Source organism: Mesorhizobium sp. BAC0120, from assembly GCF_033542235.1.
In the GTDB taxonomy this organism is placed as follows: domain Bacteria; phylum Pseudomonadota; class Alphaproteobacteria; order Rhizobiales; family Rhizobiaceae; genus JAWRCU01.
This window is the reverse complement of sequence record NZ_JAWRCU010000008.1, coordinates 92,998-112,322: the sequence shown is the minus strand read 5'-3', so window position 1 is coordinate 112,322 and position 19,325 is coordinate 92,998. Positions and strand designations below refer to the sequence as shown.

Annotated in this window: 16 protein-coding genes and 2 tRNA genes; 11 read left to right on the top strand and 7 right to left on the bottom strand. The window is 61.1% G+C overall.

The window, feature by feature from the left end; genetic code table 11:
* Window positions 1–25: 25 nt before the first annotated feature.
* From SAZ10_RS19060 to tuf, 3 genes are all read left to right on the top strand, one after another.
* Window positions 26–1,120: a CapA family protein gene (locus tag SAZ10_RS19060; RefSeq protein ID WP_318610937.1), complete on the top strand. Its 1,095-nt coding sequence runs from the start codon at window positions 26–28 to the stop codon at window positions 1,118–1,120.
* 138 nt (window positions 1,121–1,258) lie between these two features.
* Window positions 1,259–1,332 (top strand) — tRNA-Gly (locus SAZ10_RS19055).
* Window positions 1,333–1,498: 166 nt separating this feature from the next.
* On the top strand, window positions 1,499–2,674 hold the full coding sequence (gene tuf / locus SAZ10_RS19050) for an elongation factor Tu (RefSeq protein ID WP_318610884.1): 1,176 nt from the start codon (window positions 1,499–1,501) through the stop codon (window positions 2,672–2,674).
* Between the two features lie 108 nt (window positions 2,675–2,782).
* Here the strand turns inward: tuf and SAZ10_RS19045 are convergent, their stop codons facing one another.
* Window positions 2,783–3,100: a hypothetical protein gene (locus tag SAZ10_RS19045; protein WP_318610936.1), complete on the bottom strand. Its 318-nt coding sequence runs from the start codon at window positions 3,098–3,100 to the stop codon at window positions 2,783–2,785.
* Between SAZ10_RS19045 and SAZ10_RS19040 the strand changes: the two genes are divergently transcribed.
* Together SAZ10_RS19040 and SAZ10_RS19035 are read left to right on the top strand one after the other, a co-directional pair.
* Window positions 3,093–4,520, top strand: coding sequence for a hypothetical protein (locus SAZ10_RS19040; RefSeq protein ID WP_318610935.1), 1,428 nt, complete (start codon window positions 3,093–3,095; stop codon window positions 4,518–4,520). The two genes, SAZ10_RS19045 and SAZ10_RS19040, sit on opposite strands and share 8 nt — an antisense overlap.
* 112 nt (window positions 4,521–4,632) lie before the next feature.
* A tRNA-Trp gene (locus SAZ10_RS19035) sits at window positions 4,633–4,708 on the top strand.
* Between the two features lie 150 nt (window positions 4,709–4,858).
* On the opposite strand, the gene SAZ10_RS19030 is transcribed toward SAZ10_RS19035, so the two are convergent.
* Window positions 4,859–6,130 (bottom strand): cytochrome P450, encoded by a 1,272-nt coding sequence (locus SAZ10_RS19030; RefSeq protein ID WP_318610934.1) that lies wholly within the window; start codon window positions 6,128–6,130, stop codon window positions 4,859–4,861.
* A 191-nt stretch (window positions 6,131–6,321) separates the two neighbouring features.
* Between SAZ10_RS19030 and SAZ10_RS19025 the strand changes: the two genes are divergently transcribed.
* The 5 genes from SAZ10_RS19025 to SAZ10_RS19005 all read left to right on the top strand — a co-directional run bounded on the left by SAZ10_RS19025 (window position 6,322) and on the right by SAZ10_RS19005 (window position 12,130).
* Entirely contained in the window at window positions 6,322–7,104 is a 783-nt protein-coding gene (locus SAZ10_RS19025; RefSeq protein WP_318610933.1) for an SDR family oxidoreductase, read from the top strand.
* 126 nt (window positions 7,105–7,230) lie between these two features.
* The gene (locus SAZ10_RS19020; protein ID WP_318610932.1) at window positions 7,231–8,265 is read left to right on the top strand and encodes a threonine/serine dehydratase; all 1,035 of its coding nucleotides are present in this window, start codon (window positions 7,231–7,233) and stop codon (window positions 8,263–8,265) included.
* On the top strand, window positions 8,262–9,176 hold the full coding sequence (locus SAZ10_RS19015) for an SMP-30/gluconolactonase/LRE family protein (RefSeq protein WP_318610931.1): 915 nt from the start codon (window positions 8,262–8,264) through the stop codon (window positions 9,174–9,176). Before SAZ10_RS19020 ends, SAZ10_RS19015 begins: the two co-directional genes overlap by 4 nt.
* Window positions 9,177–9,328: 152 nt before the next feature.
* Window positions 9,329–10,771: an NAD-dependent succinate-semialdehyde dehydrogenase gene (locus SAZ10_RS19010; RefSeq protein WP_318610930.1), complete on the top strand. Its 1,443-nt coding sequence runs from the start codon at window positions 9,329–9,331 to the stop codon at window positions 10,769–10,771.
* A gap of 87 nt (window positions 10,772–10,858) precedes the next feature.
* Window positions 10,859–12,130 carry a four-carbon acid sugar kinase family protein gene (locus SAZ10_RS19005; protein WP_318610929.1) on the top strand — a complete coding sequence of 424 codons (1,272 nt, stop codon included), beginning with the start codon at window positions 10,859–10,861 and terminating at the stop codon, window positions 12,128–12,130.
* Window positions 12,131–12,176: 46 nt separating this feature from the next.
* Here SAZ10_RS19005 and SAZ10_RS19000 read toward each other — a convergent pair whose 3' ends face one another.
* From SAZ10_RS19000 to SAZ10_RS18980, 5 genes are all read right to left on the bottom strand, one after another.
* Entirely contained in the window at window positions 12,177–13,079 is a 903-nt protein-coding gene (locus tag SAZ10_RS19000; RefSeq protein ID WP_318610928.1) for a DMT family transporter, read from the bottom strand.
* Window positions 13,080–13,164: 85 nt separating this feature from the next.
* Window positions 13,165–14,544 carry an aminotransferase gene (locus SAZ10_RS18995; protein ID WP_318610927.1) on the bottom strand — a complete coding sequence of 460 codons (1,380 nt, stop codon included), beginning with the start codon at window positions 14,542–14,544 and terminating at the stop codon, window positions 13,165–13,167.
* Window positions 14,545–14,691: 147 nt separating this feature from the next.
* Complete coding sequence (locus tag SAZ10_RS18990) at window positions 14,692–15,852, bottom strand: acyl-CoA dehydrogenase family protein (RefSeq protein ID WP_318610926.1); 1,161 nt, start codon at window positions 15,850–15,852, stop codon at window positions 14,692–14,694.
* A gap of 119 nt (window positions 15,853–15,971) precedes the next feature.
* A complete protein-coding gene (locus SAZ10_RS18985; RefSeq protein ID WP_318610925.1) occupies window positions 15,972–17,237 on the bottom strand; it encodes an acetoin dehydrogenase dihydrolipoyllysine-residue acetyltransferase subunit in 1,266 nt (421 codons plus the stop codon).
* Between the two features lie 4 nt (window positions 17,238–17,241).
* Complete coding sequence (locus tag SAZ10_RS18980; protein ID WP_318610924.1) at window positions 17,242–18,108, bottom strand: IclR family transcriptional regulator; 867 nt, start codon at window positions 18,106–18,108, stop codon at window positions 17,242–17,244.
* 199 nt (window positions 18,109–18,307) lie between these two features.
* Here SAZ10_RS18980 and SAZ10_RS18975 point away from each other — a divergent pair, with 199 nt between their 5' ends.
* On the top strand, window positions 18,308–19,321 hold the full coding sequence (locus SAZ10_RS18975; RefSeq protein ID WP_318610923.1) for an ABC transporter permease: 1,014 nt from the start codon (window positions 18,308–18,310) through the stop codon (window positions 19,319–19,321).
* The last annotated feature ends 4 nt before the right edge of the window (window positions 19,322–19,325 follow it).

Genomic DNA, 19,325 nt, shown 5'->3' with positions numbered 1-19,325 from the left:
GGCCTGGAACAAGGCTCGGCGAGCGATGAGGCTTTTCCTCTGCGGGGACGTGATGACAGGTCGCGGGATCGATCAGATCATGCAGCGGCCATGCGACCCGGTCCTGCATGAGCGTTACATTCGCTCGGCTCTCGGCTATGTCGAGCTGGCGGAACGCGCGTCGGGCACGATTCCACGGAAGGTGCCGTTCAACTACATCTGGGGCCAGGCGCTCGACGAGATCGACAGGCGCGAACCGGATTTCAGGATCATCAACCTCGAAACCAGCATCACGGCCGACGGCACGCCTGAGCCGAAGGGGATCAACTATCGAATGCATCCCGACAATGTCGGATGCATTGTCGCAGCGGAGATCGACTGCTGTGTTCTAGCGAACAACCACGTTGCCGACTGGGGATCGGACGGCCTCGAAGGCACAGTGGCAGCGCTGCAGCGGGCCGGGATCGCGACGGCGGGCGCGGGCAAGGATGCGGAGGCCGCTGCCCGGCCCGCTATTCTCGAACAGATCTCGGGAAGCCGGCTCCTCGTCTTTGCCCTTGCTTCACCGTCAAGCGGTGTTCCCCTTCATTGGGCTGCCGACAAGCGGCGAGCGGGCGTGAACTTCCTTGCGGATTTCGGTGAACAGGCTGTCGCAAGCGTGGCACGGGGTATCGATGCGTTCAGACGGCCAGGCGATCTCGTGCTCGTCTCGATCCACTGGGGGCCGAACTGGGGTTACGAAGTGCCGGCAGAACATAGAAGCTTTGCCCATGATCTGATCGACAGCGCCGGGGTCGACATCATCCACGGGCATTCGTCGCATCATCCGCTGGCCATCGAGGTCTATGCCGGGCGGCCGGTCCTTTACGGGTGCGGGGATTTCATAAATGACTACGAAGGCATCCGCGGCTACGAAGAGTTTCACCCGGATCTCGCGGTCGCCTATTTCCTGGAGACCGATGATCACAGCCGTCGGCTGCTCGGTCTGGAACTGGTGCCGTTCCGGCTGAAGAAATTCCAGCTGGTTGAGGCCTCTGCGCGTGATGCCTTATGGCTCGAGAAGACCCTGGATCGCGAGTGCCGGCGTTTCGGCGGGCATGTTCGGCAGACGGGAGAGAACACGCTCGCCCTGTCCTGGTAACGGGACCCGCCCAATTTGCCCCGGGCGTCGATCACTGGAAACCCGCAGGCTGCCACGTCAAGTTCGACGCCGCGCTTCCTAAGCTTCGTAGACCCTTGACCTGCGGGACCTTCGTCGCATAGCTAGGGCCCACCAAGCGCGGGTGTAGCTCAATGGTAGAGCAGCAGCCTTCCAAGCTGAATACGAGGGTTCGATTCCCTTCACCCGCTCCAAGTTTCTCCTATATGAGGCACATCTTCAACTAACGCTGCGGATGGTCGGCTTCCGCGGTCGTTGCAGCCGCAGGGTCCGGTTGCCCTACAGGGCCTTGTGTTTTGTGGTCTTTGCCGCTAAGCGCGCGCAACCGAAACCGAACCGTAGGCGTCCAAGGAAAGAGAAATGGCCAAGGGTAAATTTGAGCGCAACAAGCCGCATGTGAACATCGGGACGATCGGGCATGTCGACCATGGCAAGACGAGCTTGACGGCGGCGATCACGAAGTTCTTCGGCGAGTACAAGCCATACGACCAGATCGACGCGGCGCCGGAGGAGAAGGCGCGCGGCATCACGATCTCGACGGCGCATGTGGAATATGAGACGGCGGTGCGCCACTACGCACATGTCGACTGCCCCGGCCACGCCGACTACGTGAAGAACATGATCACCGGCGCGGCGCAGATGGACGGCGCGATCCTGGTTGTGTCGGCGGCCGACGGCCCGATGCCGCAGACGCGCGAGCACATCCTTCTGGCCCGCCAGGTCGGCGTGCCGTCGATCGTGGTGTTCCTGAACAAGGTCGACCTCGTCGACGACCCGGAGCTTCTGGAGCTGGTCGAGCTCGAGGTGCGCGAGCTGTTGTCGAAATACGAGTTCCCCGGCGACGACATTCCGATCGTGAAGGGCTCGGCGGTTGCCGCCCTCGAGGACAGCAACAAGGAAATCGGCGAGAACGCGATCCGCAAGCTGATGGAAGAGGTGGACCGCTACATCCCCACCCCTGAGCGTCCGATCGACAAGCCGTTCCTGATGCCGATCGAGGACGTGTTCTCGATCTCGGGCCGCGGCACGGTGGTGACGGGGCGCGTGGAGCGCGGCATTGTGAAGGTCGGCGACGAAATCGAGATCATCGGCATCAAGCCGACCTCGAAGACGACGGTGACGGGCGTCGAGATGTTCCGCAAGCTGCTCGACCAGGGCCAGGCCGGCGACAACATCGGCGCGCTGCTGCGCGGTGTCGACCGCGAGGGCGTGGAGCGCGGCCAGGTGCTTGCCAAGCCGGGCTCGGTGACGCCGCACACCAAGTTCAAGGCCGAGGTCTACATCCTGACCAAGGAGGAGGGCGGGCGCCACACGCCGTTCTTCACCAACTACCGTCCGCAGTTCTACTTCCGCACGACGGACGTGACCGGTGTGGTGCAGCTGCCGGAGGGCACGGAAATGGTGATGCCGGGCGACAACGTGTCGATCGACGTCGAGCTGATCGTGCCGATCGCGATGGAGGAGCGTCTGCGCTTCGCTATCCGCGAGGGCGGCCGTACCGTCGGCTCCGGCATCGTCGCCAGCATCGTCCAGTAAATCTGGACCAGCGGAATTTCCGCAATACTTGTTCAAGAAAGGCAGCCCCACGGGGCTGCCTTTCTTGTTGACGGAATGAAATTGCTTGCGGCTACCTCTGCGCGATGCCTAATAGAGCTGGGCGGAGGCAAACTCATTGCAGCGCAATGGATGCGCGAGGTCGGGGAAACTGCGCGTCTGGTTGGTGCCAGCGCTGCTAATACTTGTTTGTTTCTTTTCACCGGCCATTGCTGATGCGGCGAAGAAGAAGCAGTCGCCCGAACCCGACATATCCATGCAATTTGCCGTCGTGCGCGGCAGCAGCCCGATTTGCGAGCCGAATTGCCCGGAATGGATATCGGCCGAGGGAAAAATCACCGTCGATACGGCGTCCCGCTTTGAAAAGTTCCTAAAAACGGTCGGCACGCGCAGATTGCCGGTGATCATACAGTCGCCCGGCGGAAGCATCGATGCGGCCTTGAAGATGGGCCGAATAATCCGCGCCAGGGGGCTGGATGTCGCCGTCGGCTACACCGTCTTCGCCTCGTGCGCTCCCCGCCAAAAAGGCTGCGCGGCCGCCAAGTCCGGCGGTTACAGGGGAATGGCCGCAGCCGGTTTCGCTTATTGCTACTCGGCTTGTCCGCTGGTGCTTGCCGGCGGCGCCAGGAGGCTCGTCGGATCCTGGGCGCAACTCGGCGTCCACCAGGTGACAACTGTCGTCACTCAGCAGAAGGTTGTCTACCGCACGACGACCCGCATCGTGGACGGCAAGAAAGTCGTGACCAAGAAGATCGTCAGCCGCAAGAATGCCGGGTCCTACACCACCACGAAAATGGGCAAGGACCTGCGCCGCAAGATCACCGCCTATCTGACCGATATGGGCGTAAGCACCGATCTGCTCGAGCCGATCAACAGGACCGCGGCATCAGACATTCTGCAACTCAATCAGGGTGAAATGCTTGCCCTGAACCTGATCACCAGTCTTGATCAGGTTGACGTGCTGACCAGGCCGTCGATCTGCAAGGCACAGCCCCTGCCGGAAAGCTGTCGGGAAATTCCGGTTGCCGAAGCTGCCGCCACGAGCGAGCCCGCAGCCAAGCCAGGCGGGATCAAATTTTCTGATACTAGGCCGGCTCCCGCCGAGCAGACCGGCATCAAACGGACCGAGACCACGCCGGCCAAAACCAGCTCCGCCGCAGCGACGCAGGCAGGGCCCATGCGTTTCGCCGTCGTTCGCGGCAGTGGTCCCCTCTGCGATCCCGATTGCCCGGAGTGGATTTCTGCGGAAGGCATCGTCACCGGCGAAACGCCGGAGAGGCTGAGAAAGCTTCTTGAGGAGATCGGCGACCGGAGGCTGCCCCTGCTTGTCAGCTCACCAGGGGGCGACCTGCTTGGCGCTCTGGCTGTCGGCAGGCTGATTCGCGAGCACAAGCTCGATGTCGCAGTTGCACGTACGCAATTTGCCGGATGTACGCCGCAGCAGGAGGGATGCGCCGCCGCCGACGGGACATTCCAGGGGACTACGGTCGACGTCGATGCCGAGTGCAGGTCGGCGTGTTCGCTTGTGCTTGCCGGCGGTATCAGGCGCCTTGTCGGCCCCCGCGCCATTTTGACTGTCCATTCAATGGGTCTCGAGCGGCGCGTCGCCGACTTCCTCGACGAGATGGCGATCAGCCGCCAGTTCTTCGTGATAATGCAGTCCACAATGTACTCGAAACACCTGCAACTCGAACCAGCTGGGATGTTGAAGCTCGGCTTGACGACCGGCTTGGAGGCGGCTGACGAACTCACAGCTCCCACGATCTGCAAATCGGCTTCTCGGCCGGGTAACTGCCGCCTGATCACGACGGCGGACCTCGCCCACTGAAGGGACGTCGACGGTTCGGTGGACAACCGACGTTGCAGCAGCTTGCATCTGTTACGGCGCTCTTTACATAACGCGCGGAAGCCCTTAGGAAGCTGCCTGCCTCAGGGCCACTAGGGGTATAGCTCAGTTGGTAGAGCGGCGGTCTCCAAAACCGCAGGTCACAGGTTCGAGCCCTGTTGCCCCTGCCAGTCAAAACGCCCGATTCTAGGTCAATGGCCTTAGCTGCGCTAAGGATCGGCACGGGTCCGTTCGAGAATGCGGATATCGTGCTGCACGACCAGATCAAGCTCAAGCGCAGTGCCGGGACCTGATCCTTGGTCCCGCGAAGATCACTTCTGCTAGCGCCGCTTCACGACCATCGGCATCGCTTTGATCTGATTTAGCATGTGCTGCGGAATCCATTGAGTGGGTGCGTCGGCGTGCACAAACTCGATACCGTTGTCCAACAAGGTTTCCAACAATACCCGGATCAGCATCACCCCGACATGTCTGCCAGGGCAAATGTGGATACCCTTGCCGAAGGTCGTCAGCCCTGCGTGCAGCCGGTGGATATCAAAGCGTTCAGGTTCCGGGAAAACCGAGGGATCATGATTGCCCGCTGCCCAAAGCATCGTAATGATGCTTCCCGCCGGTATCGTCTTGTCCTTGTAGGTGAAATCCTTGAGTGCATATCGTTTGAGCAAGATGATGGGCGGCTCCAGCCGAAGGGCTTCCGCGATTGCTCGCGCCGCAAGCTGGGGCGATTCACGGATCTCCGAAATGGCGGATGGATGATTGGTTAGAACGTGAAACGCGTTGGCCGACGCAAGTGCCGCGGTGTGGAAGCCGTCCACAAGATTGCCGGCTAGCATTTCGCCGACCGATTTTGGCGCGACGCCCACCTCGAACGGATCGTCAAACCTCAGCGCGGAAAGTTTGTCGGCTATCTCGGTGAGTGCGCTGTCGTTGCATTTCAATCTTCTCGCAGCCGCGGTCTCCAGGATCCGAGCGTATTCGGCAAATGCAATGTCGAGTGCCTGCACGTCCTCCGAGCTGCGGTTGAGATGGAAAAGCCTCGTCATCTCCTGGGAGCACTTGCCGATGGCGCGGCTCTCATCTTCCGTCAGATGAAGCAGTGAGCTCCAGAAGGAGGTGGTCATTCTCTCGGCTATAGCCGACGGGAAATCCAGTTCGCTGCAATCCTGAAACTGGTCGACCAACTCCTGAGCTGTTTGGCGGGCAACCGTCTCAAGCACGGCCATCTGCTTCGGCCCAAGCCAATTGATCAACATCTGCCGGGCGGGGCCATGCAGGGGAGGGTTGAATGTAAAGACCTGGCTGGAAATTACGTCCGCGATATCCGAACCTGGCGGGCGCTCCGTGCTCCCGTCCTGAGCAAATCTAGTGGGATACAATTTGCCAATCGGCAGGTTGCCGATTTCCGGCGCCGTCCCAAAAGCTTGCAGGTCTTCATGGCGAAAAACCACAAGGTGGTTCTGATCGGTCCGCAGAAAACGCGGCTCGTCGGCACGGAAAATGGTTCTGCAAAACGCCCTGAAGTTATCGCGACCGCCCGTGAAGCCTGCGTCTGCCAGAGATGGCAAGGCAGCGATGTCCAGAATCTCAGGCATGTTTGCGCCATTCCTACGAAGTCATCAACTTGCCGGGTCAGATGAGGCCCGGCCAATCCGTCGTTCTCGAGCCACTTGTGTGGGGGCTACGTCATGTGACAATCTTCAAATCGAAACAGCTTCCACTATTGGCAAAATAAAATCGAGAAACTGGTGTGGCAATGGGAAATCGCGCTCCGAAAATTATGCTCGTGACAGGTGCTGCAAACGGCATCGGCGCGGCGATTGCGAGTCTTGCTATCCGCCAGGGGCACAAGGTGGCGATCGCCGACATAGACGTCGCGGCTGCGCAACGGCTGGCAGGATCGCTTGGCGAGGCAGCGCTACCGCTCGACCTGGACATAACTTCGGAAGCGCGGTGGACAGCGGCGATCCAGGCGACTTGCGATCACTTCGGTCGCCTGGATGTTCTCGTCAACAATGCGGGCGTGGTTCATCCCGGCTTTGCCGGGGAAGTGGCGCTGGAGTTGCACGAGCATACTTTCAAGGTGAACGCGCTTGGGCCGATGCTCGGAAGCCTTGCCGTGATCCCGTACTTCCGCAAACTCGGTTCCGGCCATATTGCGACCGTTTGTTCCATGACCTCCTTTCTGACCTTGCCGGGCCTGGTCAGCTATGCCGCGTCGAAACACGCGCTGCGAGCGATGCATTTCGGACTGGCGCTGGAAGAGCGCGGATCGCCGATCGACTTTACCATTATTCATCCCGGCGCCACCGAAACGGCGATGCTGGAACGGGAAGCCGAGAAGGGCGTGGCCGCTGCCTTCTCCCGCGCGCCTGCGACCCCGGAAGAGATCGCCGCAATCGTCCTGAAGGCCATAAAGGACAAGAAGACAGAGGTATGCATTCCGGCGGCTCGAGGCAGGGTTGTCAAAGCGATCGGCGCAAATCCGCGGCGGCTTTTCGAGCTGGTTGGAAAGAATGAACAGATCGGTGCGGCAATGCTGGCGGAGCGCCAGCTCAAACGGCACTGATCCAACTGCCGGCTAGGCGAAGCAGGAGCAGAGCAGTCGCCCCACATGCGTTCAGCGGCCCGTCTAGTTGGCAACTTCAATGGGCATCCGCGCGCCCAAACACCTACCCAGGAGACTTGCATCGCCATGGCCGGAGGTAACGTTCCAGACATTGCAGCCATCCAGGACGCCGCCAGAAGGCTTGTCCCGGTGTTGTGCAGCCTGCCCCTCATGGAGAGCGAGCGGCTGAACAGCCGTGTTGGCGGCCGCCTGCTGGTCAAGGTCGAGACTCTACAGCCAACCGGCAGCTTCAAGATTCGTGGTGCATGGAACCGTATCGCTCAGCTGTCGCCTGATGAGCTGGCGCGAGGCGTGCTTGCCTTGTCTTCCGGCAATCATGGACGCGCGGTTGCCTGGGCCGCAAGGGCCACCGGGGCGCGTCGGACGGTCGTGCTGATGCCCCAGGACGCGCCGGCCAACAAGCTCGAGCAGACGCGCGCGCTTGGAGCTCAGGTGGTCGCGTATGATCGTCGAACTGCCGATCGAGGCGATCTTATCAGCCGTTGGTGCCGCGAGGAAGGGCTTGTCTACATCCCGGCATTCGACGACCCTCATGTCGTCGCCGGGGCTGCAACGGTTGCCTACGAGGTCGCGAAGGAGGCCGCCGCGTCGAACATCTCGCTTCACGGGTTCGCCGCCGCCTGTTCCGGGGGAGGGTTGATCGCGGGCAGTGCGCTTGCGCTCGGCGCGTTGTCGCCGGTGACGGAGGTCTGGGGCGTAGAGCCACAGGGTTATGACGACACCGCGCAGAGTCTGGCCCGCGGCGATCGCGTCGCGGTACAGGCATCTGGAGAAACCATCTGCGACGCATTGCTGTCGCTGACCCCAGGCGAGTTCACTTTCGAGATCAACAGAAGGCGGCTGGCGGGCATCATCTCGGCGAGCGACGATGATGCGAGACGCGGCATGCGTGCGGCATTCGAGGAATTCGGTCTGGTGACGGAGCCAAGCGGCGCGCTCGCGCTGGGCGCGCTATTGGCCGACAGGAAAAGGACAGAGGGGCGGACTTTCGCGGTCGTGCTCAGCGGCCGAAATGTGGACAGCGATCTCTTCGTCCGCCAATTCGCGGATCTCGATACCAGCACGACGCCTGCTTCTTTCAATCAGGTTGAAGCTCGATGAGGGTCGTCACTGACGAGCTCGTCTATCCCGAGGGCCCGGTCGCCATGTCCGACGGCTCGATCATTCTGGTCGACATAGCGGACGAAGCTTTGAAGAGAGTGTCCACCGCCGGGGAGGTTTCGGTCGTTGCCCAAATACCGGGCGGGCCGAACGGTGCGGCTCTCGGACCCGACGGAAGGGTCTATGTCTGTAATCACGGTGGCGTCGAATGGATAGACGTGCAGGACGGCCGGCTGCGCAGCGGGCCCCAGCGCGCGAGCTACGAAACTGGAAGCATAGATGTCGTCGACCTTGGAAGTGGGCGGGTTGAACGCCTCTACGACCGCTGTGGCGAGCATCCTTTGCGGGGACCGAATGACCTGGTCTTCGATGCCGGAGGCGGTTTCTGGTTCACCGACATGGGCAAGCGCCGGCAGCGAGATATGGATCTGGGCGCCGTCTACTGGGCCGCCAGCGATGGATCGGAGATCCGAGAAGTCATATCTGGGCTGATCTCGCCGAACGGCATCGCCCTGTCTCCCGACGGGCGGACGCTTTACGTCGCCGAAACCTATACCGGGCGCATATGGTCGTGGACCATCGACGGACCAGGGCGGGTTCGTAAATCTCCCTGGCCATCTCCCGCGGGAGGAACGCTTTTCGCCAGTCCTGGAGGGCTGACGCGCTTCGATGGGCTCGCAGTGACCGACTCAGGCGCGGTCTGTGCCGCGGCGCTGGACCTCTGCGCCATCCTGGAATTCAGAGGGCTCGGCAGCCAATGCATCGTCCACCCGGTGCCGGATCTGCTGGTGACCAACCTGTGTTTCGGTGGCGGCGACATGCGGACATGCTTTGCCACGCTCTCGCATCACGCCAGGCTTGTCGCGTTGGACTGGCACGAACCAGGCCTCAGGCTGCATCACTCTCGGTAGTCGGAAGTGCCAAGAAAATCGACTATAGGCGTAGCAAACGGCCCCAGCATGTCATATCAAACGCCCACATCGAGATTGCTGGTCTGACGAGCCGATACAGCAGGCCGAATGCAGAAGGCCGCCTGAGGCGGCAACACAAGGAGATTTGTGGAATGTCATACCCCGAACACGTGCTCCTGCACATCAATGGTGAGTGGAAGGCGGCCGCGTCGGGCAAGACACTGCCAATCATCAACCCGGCCAACGAGACGGTTCTGGGCAAGCTCGCTCACGCCGAAATCGCGGATCTCGACGAGGCGCTGGCGGCGGCGGAAAACGGCTTCGAAATCTGGAGCAGGACGTCGGCGTTCGAGCGCTACAAGCTGATGCGCGCAGCTGCCGCTATTCTTCGCGAGCGTGCCGACGCCATAGCGCGCATCATGACCAGCGAGCAGGGCAAACCGCTGGTCGAGGCAAGGATGGAAACACTGTCTGCGGCGGATCTGATCGATTGGTTTGCCGAAGAAGGACGTCGCACTTACGGGCGGGTCATTCCAGCGCGTGCAGGAGGCGTCAGCCAGATCGAAGTCAAGGAGCCGGTCGGGCCGGTCGCCGCCTTCACGCCATGGAATTTTCCGCTCAACCAGGTCGTGAGAAAACTGTCGGCGGCGCTGGCCACCGGATGTTCCCTCATCATCAAGGGACCGGAAGAAACGCCGGGATCCCCTGCCGAGCTCGTCAGGGCATTCGTCGACGCCGGTCTGCCGGCGGGAGTCGTCAACCTGGTCTATGGCGTACCGGCCGAGATTTCCTCCTACCTCATACCGCACCCGGTCATTAAGAAGATATCGTTCACCGGGTCGACCGCTGTCGGCAAGCAGCTGGCCTCGCTGGCGGGGCAGCATATGAAGCGGTCCACCATGGAGCTCGGCGGTCATTCCCCGGTAATCGTGCTGCCGGATGCGGACGTCGAACGTGCGGCAAAGATCATGGCGGGCTCGAAGTTCCGAAACGCGGGCCAGGTCTGTGTGTCGCCGACCCGCTTTCTCGTCGACCAGGGCGTTTATGACCAGTTTGTCGAAGTCTTCACGACGGCGGCCAAGGCAATCAAGGTAGGTGACGGGCTTGTCGACGGCACGACCATGGGCCCCTTGGTCAGCGAGCGGCGTGTCGAGGCTGTGGGTGCCCTCGTGCAGGACGCCGTTCAGGCCGGCGCGGAGGTGACGACCGGCGGCAAGAGGATGGGCAATGCCGGCTATTTCTTCGAGCCGACAGTTCTTTCCCGGGTTCCGAAGACCGCCCGGATCATGAACGAGGAGCCCTTCGGGCCTGTCGCCCTGATGGTTCCCGTCGACGGACTTGACGAGGCGATCGATGAAGCCAACCGGCTCAACTACGGCCTGGCAGCCTACGCATTCACTCGCTCGGCCGACAGCGCGGCCAAGATGAGCAGCCGCGTGCGGTCCGGCATGCTCTCGATCAACCATCTTGGCCTGGCGCTGCCGGAGGTTCCTTTCGGAGGGATCAACGATTCCGGCTATGGCACGGAAGGTGGTGCCGATGCCCTGGAGCCTTACCTGAACACCAAATTCGTCACCCATCTGCAAGCCGAATGACGGCATCGGCTGCGGGCCGCGAGCCGACAAAGTCGGCTTGCGTCCGCGGCTAGTTATTGATGACGCTGGAGAGGAGCTGGCGGCTGCATGAGTGTCAGGTTCGCCGTTATTGCCGACGATTTTACCGGCGGACTTTTCGTGGCCAGCAACCTCGAAAGGATCGGCATTCCCGCTCTTTATGTCTGCGACCCAGACATCCTGCCGACCGTGGGCGACCAGGAGGTCTTGGTCGTCGCCACTCGTCTGCGCTTCATACCCTCGGCCCAAGCAGTTGCCACGCTCGATTCCTTGACGAGCGCGCTCGACGCCATCGGTACGCAACACATTTTCTACAAATACTGTTCGACCTTCGATTCCACGGATGAAGGGAACATCGGGCCTTGTGCCGACCTTCTGATCAAGAAGTATGAGCAGCTGCGTCTGGTTTTCGGCCCCGGCTATCCCGACCTTCGCAATTATGTGCATGAAGGCTATATGTTCTACAAGGACCGCCTGATTTCGGAATCGATCAAACGGTTCGATCCGATCACACCCATGGACGATCCGGACATGGCGCGGGTGCTGCAACGCCAGACCGCCGAGAAGGTCGGGCTTCTGCCGCATCGCGTCCTTCATCGCGGCTCCGAGTTCGCGCGCGACTATGTGCGGGACCAGCAGGATACTGGCGTTCGCTATTTCCTTATGGACTGCGTCGACAATGACGATGTCGCGCTTGGCGCGGCAATCTTCCGGCATGACCGTGTCACCACGGGCGCGGATGCCTTGGCGATCGAGCTGGCTTCGCAATGGAAAAAGGAAGGTGCAGCACGCGGTCCGCACGATCGGCCCAGGCCGGTTCGCGGGCAGGGCGGGGAGGCGGTTCTGGTCGGGAGCTGCAGCGACGTCACGCTGCGCCAGCGCGATCACTTCGCCCTGAGAAACCCGGTTCTTGATATCGACATTTGCGAGGCGGCTGACGACGTATTGACGGGAAGATCCCTGGAATGGGCGGACAGACACCTCGATGCCGGACGGGCGATCGGGTTTTCTGTGGCGGCCGATCCGCCTTCCGTCACGCGGGCGCAATCCATATTCGGCGTGATGGGGGCGGCTCGCAAGGCTGAAGCGATCCTGGCCGGAATTGCCAAAGGACTGGCGGAAAGAGGCGTTCGCAAGTTCGTCGTGTCGGGAGGTGAATCCGCGGGTGCGGTTGTTCTGGCGCTCGGCATCCAAAGCATGCAGGTGCTTCCGTTCGATGAACTCGGCGCCGGCTCCTGCATTTCGCGTGACGACAGGCGCATTTCGCTCTTCCTCAAACCGGGAAAGATCGGTGCGGAGGATGTGTTTTCGCAGGCGCTGGAGAAAATGAGGAGCCCTTAGAGCGGCTGACGCCCGGATGAATCCGGGCTGCCGCTCTATCAGGACTTCAGCGGATACCTGGCGGATTGGCGGGTTTGACCCGACGGATACGTTCGCGCATGACCGTCAGCAGTCCGGCGCCGGCGATAATACCCACTCCGATCACCGCCAGCAGGTCGGGATATTCATGGAATATGATGATGCCGAAGAGCATCGCCCAGCCGAGTTGCGAGTAGGCGACCGGCGCGATCTGGTTCGCATTTCCATAGCGCGCGGCGCTCACGAACGCCCATTGGCCGAGACCTACACAGACGCCTGACAGCGCCATCAGGAGCAGATCGTGCGAGGCCGGCATGGTGAAGCCGCGCAGCAGCATGCCGACGCCATTGATGACGACGAGATAGAGAAACAGCGTTCCGAGTATGCTTGTCTTCTTGGCCGTCGAGCCAAGGCTTCGCATGATTATGATCGACGTGCCGGTGGAGAGCCCGGTGATCACCGCAGCGAAATGTCCAAGCTGGAACGTTTGGAAGCCGGGCTTGACCGCCAGCAGGACGCCGGCAAATCCGAGCAACACGGCGAGCCAGCGCCAGAACCCGACCTGTTCCTTCAGGACCAGGACGGACATCACAGTGACAAAGAACGGGGCAAGAAAGATCAGCGAGTAAGTGTCGACGAGCGGAATTGTCGTAAAGGCAAAGATGGCGCAAAGGCTGGACGACACGCCGCACAAGGCACGGAAGTGAACGGGCCAGGGCCGTTTCATTCTCCAGAACTCGACCCAGCGTTCGTTTTCGTGACGCGTGGCCAAAAGAACGGCGGAAGCGAAGACGTTCTCAAAAAATCCAATCTCGAAAACGTTCAAAGGCCCGTGCAGGGCCTTGGTGAACGCGTCGGAGATCGAGAAGCATGCATAGGCTGCGAAGGCGCAGACATAGACGTTGGTGAAGGCAGATGGCCGGACTGGCATCAGATGGAGACTGCGTGATGTTTGTTGCCGGCCAATAAACCGCGGCCGCCGGAATGCGGGAGCTACCGGCGCGCCTCGGCTCTTTTCAGATGGACTTTGCCTGGACGGCCTTCTCTGTTTCGCGAAGAGCCTTCTCCATCTTGGAGCCGATCTCTTCCACGTCACGCTCGTCGATTATCAATGGCGGGCAGAAGCCGACCGTGTCGCGCATAGCGCGAACCACCAGGCCATGCTGATAGGCGCTGGCAGCAAGATGAGCTCCGATCTGACGCGCCGGCGCGAAGGGCGTCCCGGTCGATGGATCTTCGACCAGTTCGACCCCATACATGAGCCCCACTCCACGAACATTCCCGACGATTGGCGAGCCCTTGCTTATGTCGGTGAGCACGTGCTGCAGAAGCGCGCCGATCTTGCGGACATGGGTGACGATATCGAGCTCTTCGTAAATGGCGATCGTTTCCGCCGCGACGGCTGCGCCGACAGGGTGAGCCGCGTTGGTGAACCCGTGGCCGAAAGAGGTGCCACCTTCATTATAGCGCTCGACGGCTTCAAGGATTCTTGGCGAGACCACTACCGCGGCAAGCGGGAAGTAAGACGAGGTAATGCCCTTGGCGAGTGACATCATGTCCGGCGTCATGCCAACAGTCTCGCATCCGAACCAGTTGCCGGTGCGGCCGAAACCGCAGACGACTTCATCGTCGAGGCATAGGATATCGTATTTTACGAGGACCTTCTGTACGGCTTCAAAATAGCCTGCGGGCGGCGGAATGATGCCACCGCCGGCAATGACCGGCTCGGCAATGAAAGCAGCGATCGTGTCCGGACCTTCCCGAAGGATCATCCGCTCGAGTTCGCTCGCCAGGCGGGCGACGAATTCCGCCTCGCTCTCGCCCGGCAGCTTGACGCGATAATTGTTGGGGCACAGCGTGTGAATGAAGCCGGGCAGGGGAAGCCCGAACTCCCTGTGCATCATCTCGAGCCCGCACATGGATCCCGCCACTATGGTCGACCCGTGGAAGGCGCGGTCTCGCGCGATGATCTTGCGCTTGGTCGGCTTGCCGCGTGAAGCATGATAGAGCCAGGCGAGCTTGACCATCGTCTCATTGGCTTCGGAGCCCGAGGTCACAAAGAAAGCCTTGCCGCCTGGCATGCCGCTCAACTCGACCAGCTTCTTGCTCAGACTCGCCGCCTTCGGGTTCGTCCGTCCATAGAAGCTGTGGTAGTAGCCGAGTTCTTCGTACTGCGTCGCGGCCGCTCTTCCCAGTCGCTCATTGCTGAAACCAAGCGAGGCGCACCAGAGCCCAGCCATGGCGTCGATGTAGCGTTTGCCGTTTTCATCGATGACATGCGTGCCGTCGCCCTTGACCACGACATAGGCCCCCTCACGCGACAGCGCCTGGGGGTTGGTTTGAGAGTGCAGGTGGTAGGCCAGGTCGGTCGCGTTGATTTCGGAATGCGCGTTCACGGAAAGCTCGATCATTGAATTGGGAAGGTAGCGGTCATGATAATGAAAGAAATTCGATTATCAACAATTGGGGATGGGTGCACACGGCCGATTCATTGAAGCCAGCACATTGTTGAATCGAAGAGTGCATGTGGTCGGCCCGATGCTCTAAGCCGCGGCGGCGGCCTCCTTGATCATGTTCTTGGCGATCAGGATCTGCTGGATTTGCGTCGTCCCCTCGTAAATCCGGAACAGTCGCACATCGCGGTAGGCACGTTCGATGCCATATTCCTCCATGTATCCTGCTCCGCCGTGGATCTGGACCGCCCGATCCGCGACTCGGCCGACCATCTCACTGGCAAACATCTTGCAGCAGGCGGCCTCGGTGGAGACGCTTTCATTTCGATCTTTCGATCGCGCCGTCTCAAGCACCATGCATTTGGCGGCATAGGCTTCGGCCCGGCTATCCGCGAGCATGGCCTGTATCAGCTGAAATTCAGCAATCGGCTGCCCGAACTGCTTTCGCTGCATGGCGTAGGCAAGGCTGTCCTTGATGAGGCGTTCGGCCATGCCGACACAGAAGGCAGAAATATGCAGCCTGCCTCTGTCCAGGACCTTCATGGCCGTCTTGAAACCCCGGCCCTCGCAGCCGCCCAAGACCGCCGTGGCCGGCACGCGGCAATCTTCGAAAATTACGTCGCAGGTGTGCGAACCGGCCTGTCCCATCTTCTTGTCGATCTTGCCGAGCGAAAGGCCGGGTGCCCCTCTTTCGACCAGGAACGCCGTGACGGCGCCGCCGGGTTTTTGACCGGTCTCGGTCCGGGCGAAAACGGTAAACAGATCAGCGTAGGGCGCGTTGGTGATAAAGCGCTTCGTGCCGTTGAGCACGTACTCGTCGCCACCGCGTCGTGCGGTTGTGCGCAACGAGCCTGCATCGGAACCGGCCTCCGGCTCCGTCAGGGCAAAAGAGCTGATCATCTCGCCCGTCGCCAATCTTGGAAGATAAGCGGACTTCTGGGCTTCAGTGCCATCCATGACCAGGCCCTGCGAACCGATGCCGTTGTTCGTGCCGAACGCCGACCGGAACGCTGGAGAGGTATGCCCTAGTTCGAAGGCGATGCGGGCCTCTTCCTCCATGTTGAGGCCGAGGCCGCCATATTCCTGTGGTATCGAAAGCCCGAACAGCCCGAGCTCGCGCATTTCCTGCCTGGTCTCGTCGGGTATCCTGTCGAGACGGGCGACATCGGCTTCAAGGGGAACCAGGCGCTCCTGGACGAAGCGTCGAATGGTGTCGCGAAGCTGTTCGAAGAGATCTGCTTCAAGGGCCATGGAGTTGCCTCACGTAGGATGCTTGCGATGCTGCTTGGGCGGAGGGCTGCGTGTTCAGCCTCCGAAGAGTCGAGCCCAGGCTCATTGAGGTGGTGGCCATGCCCGATCGCGGAAGGCGATCAATTGTCGGAGCGGCCCAACGCCAACATCTCATTGACAAGAGAAAGAGTGAGCTCCGGCTGCTCGAGGTACGGCATGTGACCGCATTGCCGGAAAGCGTGGAGGCCCACACGGCCGGGCAGGGAATGGCAGTGGGCACTGGGGATGATCCGGTCCTGGAGACCGAAGATGATGCGGACGGGGATGCGGAGCCGCTCGAGGTCGGGTCGGATCGAAAAGGTCTGCGTGCCGTCGCAGAAATAGCGTTCGGCCAGACTGGCCAGCGCGCGCGACAGCCCGTCATCCTTGCGCTGCTCCACCACGCTGCGGACGAACGCCTCGGAGATAAGGCTGGGGTCGAACACGAGCTCATGCAGCCAAGGCAAGAGGCTCGAAGGCTGTTTGGCCGCGACAAAGCCGCTAATGAACTGGTGGCGGATTTCGGGACCGAGCCCCGCAGGTGATATCAGCAGCAGCGAGTTGACCCTGACGAGGCCGCGACTGGCGAGTCTCGTCACCACGGCCGCGCCAAAGGAATGTCCGACGAAAGTGGCCTCGTCGACGCCTTCGAATGCCAGTCGCTGCTCAACCATGGCGCAGATCGCGTCGAGATCTTCGGGGATAGTCCTTGGCGATCGTCCGTGGCCAGGCAAATCGACAGCCAACATTCGTGCTCGCGGCCGGCCGGCAGCCAGCAGTCCCCGCCATGCGTTGCTGTCGGATGCGAAGCCGTGCAGGGCGATGAGTGTGCCCGGGCCCTCCTTCTGTAGCCAGACCGCGTTCAAATGGGTCTCTGGTGCAGGCAAGGAAGAGAGCGTGGCCGACACCGATCGGTCGACCACGTCACGCTTTTGAATTCGCCCTCTTGGCCCGGAGCCGCGGATACCGCGCAGATCGATCTGCTTGTCCGCCGCGATGCGCCTAGCGAGCGGCGTGGCAACGATACGCGCCGGAGATGTGCTCCGCGGCGCAGGATCGGTCCTGCCGCTGGCGGGATTGGCCGGTGGCGCCTGGTTGGCGACCGGCTTGCTTGGGACTTCAAGCTGCTCGCCATTCTGCAAGATTTGGGCAACGACTTCGCCGACCCGGACTTCTTCGCCGGCTTTCCGGACATGCGCTACTACGCCGGAGGTCGGAGCTTCGACCTCAACCGACGCCTTGTCGCCGTCGATCTCGAACAGGGCTTCTCCCTGGCCCACATTCGCGCCGTTTTCCTTCAACCAGCGCGAGATAGTGCCGGCGTCGGTTTCCAGGCTGACTTTCGGAAAGATGACTGCAGTGGCCATGAAACTATCCTTCGTTGGCAGCCTGCTGCAGAGCCACTGCTGCTGTCTGTTCGTCCATTGGCGGCAGAACGGCGCCGGTCAGCCGATTCTGGAGTTCGTCGAGCAGCAATTTGAGCTTCGGGACAAAACTCGAGATACAGGCTTCGACGGGCGCAAGATCTTTGATGCCGCCGCAGGTGATGGCGACCAGCGGGGAACCATCTGAGGGCCTGAAAGGCATGCCCACCGCGTTGATATAGCTGTACCAGTCTCCAAACGATGCCACGAAGCCGTGCTTCGCATAGCTTTCGAGGCCGCTGTCGATGGCGCGCAGGATCTTGTCCTTTGTGTCGGGATTGGTTTCGAGCAGCCGGCGGACGACCCGCTCGCGCAGGGATTGCTCCATCGCCGCGAGATAGGCGAGGCCCATCGAGGTCTGCCATATCGGCAGGCGCGAGCCGACGTTCAGCCTGAGCGTGACGGGCGTTTCCGGCCTGCAATTCGCGACGTAGACCATTTCCAGTCCGTCCCGCATGCCCATGGCCACCGCGACGCCGGTTTCGAAAGCCAATGTCTGCATGAGCGGCTTTGCCATATAGACCACCGCGTTGCTGCTCAGGCCTGAATAGCCCAACGAAACAGTGGCCGGACCGATCCTGTATCGGCCGAGCAGGGGGTCGTAGATCAAATAGCCCAGACCGAGCAAAGTGTAGGTCAGCCGCGATATGGTGGCTTTAGGCAGGCCTGTTCGCTCGATCAATTCCTGGTTGCCCAGCGAAACGTCTCCAGGAGTGAAAGCACGCAAGATCTGCAAGCCGCGCACCAGGGCGGAGGCGTGTTGGCCCGGCTCTTCTTCCGACGGCGCCACAATCGGTTTATTGCGTTTTCTCATGCTGCCTCCCAACAGCGCGTAGCGACTTTTGTCAGACCCATCCGGGCCCGTCGGGATCCCATTCTGTCAAGCGCAAACCAAGCTCGACAGGCTGTGCACGAATTTGGAACTTAATTTCATTTCTATTGACTGGTGTTTTCAGCCTTGTCAATATCGCCGCACTTTCGCTCAAGCGCAGGTGTGAACCAAGAGACCGCCGATGCTGAATCAAATCCTGAGGCGCAGCATTGCGATGCCCTTCATTTTGCTGGGCATCGTCACAATGGCGTTTCTGCTTACCGCAATCACCAAGGGTGATCCGCTCACAGCCGTCGTCAGCGAACAGCAGATGAACAATCCGGAAATCGTCGCCGCCGCCCGGCAACGTTGGGGACTCGATCGACCTTTGCCGGAGCGGTACCTGATCTATGTCGGCAACCTTCTGAAGGGGGATATGGGCACGTCCTTCGTCACGCGCCGCCCGGTGTCTGCCGACCTTGTTGCGCGGCTGCCCGCCACGTTCGAACTGGTCATCTCGGCGATGATAATCGGCAGCGTGATCGGCATCGTTTTTGGTCTTCTTGCCGCCTACTATCGCGATACTGCGGTCGATCAGAGCGCTCGCATATTCTCGCTTTTCGGCTCCTCCGTGCCGATTTTCTGGTTGGGCCTCGCGCTGCTTTTCGTCTTTTCAGTCAAGTATCAGATACTGCCTGGACCAGGCCGGATTGATCCCAGGCTATCTCCGCCGCCGATTGTGACCGGCTTCATGACAATCGACTCCCTGCTCGCGGGCAACATGACTGCATTCAGGGACGCGCTTGCCCATCTCGTGCTGCCTTCGATCGTCCTGGGCTGGACCGTAGCCGGGACGATATCGCGGCTTGTTCGCGCCAACATGCTGGAGGTGATGGAGCGCGAGTTCATCCTGACCGCGCGGGCGAAAGGAGCAGGGGAGATCCGTGTGGTGCTGCGCCACGGCTTCCGCAATATTCTGGTCCCCGTGCTGACCGTGATCAGCTACTCGTTTGCCTATCTCATTACCGGCGCGGTTCTCACCGAGGCCGTCTTTGCCTGGCCGGGAATGGGCAGCTATGCCGTGACCGCTGCGCGTTCACTCGATTTCCCGGCAATCATCGGCGTGACCATCGTCGGCGGCACGATGTTCCTCATCACCAACCTTCTCACGGATATCGCCTACGTTCTGGCCAATCCGCGCGTGCGCCTGAACTGAAAGA

Coding starts and splice junctions, on each gene's coding strand:
- SAZ10_RS19060 (WP_318610937.1), top strand. CDS start 26: ATGAGGCTTTTCCTCTGCGGGGACGTGATGACAGGTCGCGGGATCGAT.
- tuf (WP_318610884.1), top strand. CDS start 1,499: ATGGCCAAGGGTAAATTTGAGCGCAACAAGCCGCATGTGAACATCGGG.
- SAZ10_RS19045 (WP_318610936.1), bottom strand. CDS start 3,100: ATGATCACCGGCAATCTGCGCGTGCCGACCGTTTTTAGGAACTTTTCA.
- SAZ10_RS19030 (WP_318610934.1), bottom strand. CDS start 6,130: ATGCCTGAGATTCTGGACATCGCTGCCTTGCCATCTCTGGCAGACGCA.
- SAZ10_RS19020 (WP_318610932.1), top strand. CDS start 7,231: ATGGCCGGAGGTAACGTTCCAGACATTGCAGCCATCCAGGACGCCGCC.
- SAZ10_RS19015 (WP_318610931.1), top strand. CDS start 8,262: ATGAGGGTCGTCACTGACGAGCTCGTCTATCCCGAGGGCCCGGTCGCC.
- SAZ10_RS19010 (WP_318610930.1), top strand. CDS start 9,329: ATGTCATACCCCGAACACGTGCTCCTGCACATCAATGGTGAGTGGAAG.
- SAZ10_RS19005 (WP_318610929.1), top strand. CDS start 10,859: ATGAGTGTCAGGTTCGCCGTTATTGCCGACGATTTTACCGGCGGACTT.
- SAZ10_RS19000 (WP_318610928.1), bottom strand. CDS start 13,079: ATGCCAGTCCGGCCATCTGCCTTCACCAACGTCTATGTCTGCGCCTTC.
- SAZ10_RS18990 (WP_318610926.1), bottom strand. CDS start 15,852: ATGGCCCTTGAAGCAGATCTCTTCGAACAGCTTCGCGACACCATTCGA.
- SAZ10_RS18985 (WP_318610925.1), bottom strand. CDS start 17,237: ATGGCCACTGCAGTCATCTTTCCGAAAGTCAGCCTGGAAACCGACGCC.
- SAZ10_RS18980 (WP_318610924.1), bottom strand. CDS start 18,108: ATGAGAAAACGCAATAAACCGATTGTGGCGCCGTCGGAAGAAGAGCCG.
- SAZ10_RS18975 (WP_318610923.1), top strand. CDS start 18,308: ATGCTGAATCAAATCCTGAGGCGCAGCATTGCGATGCCCTTCATTTTG.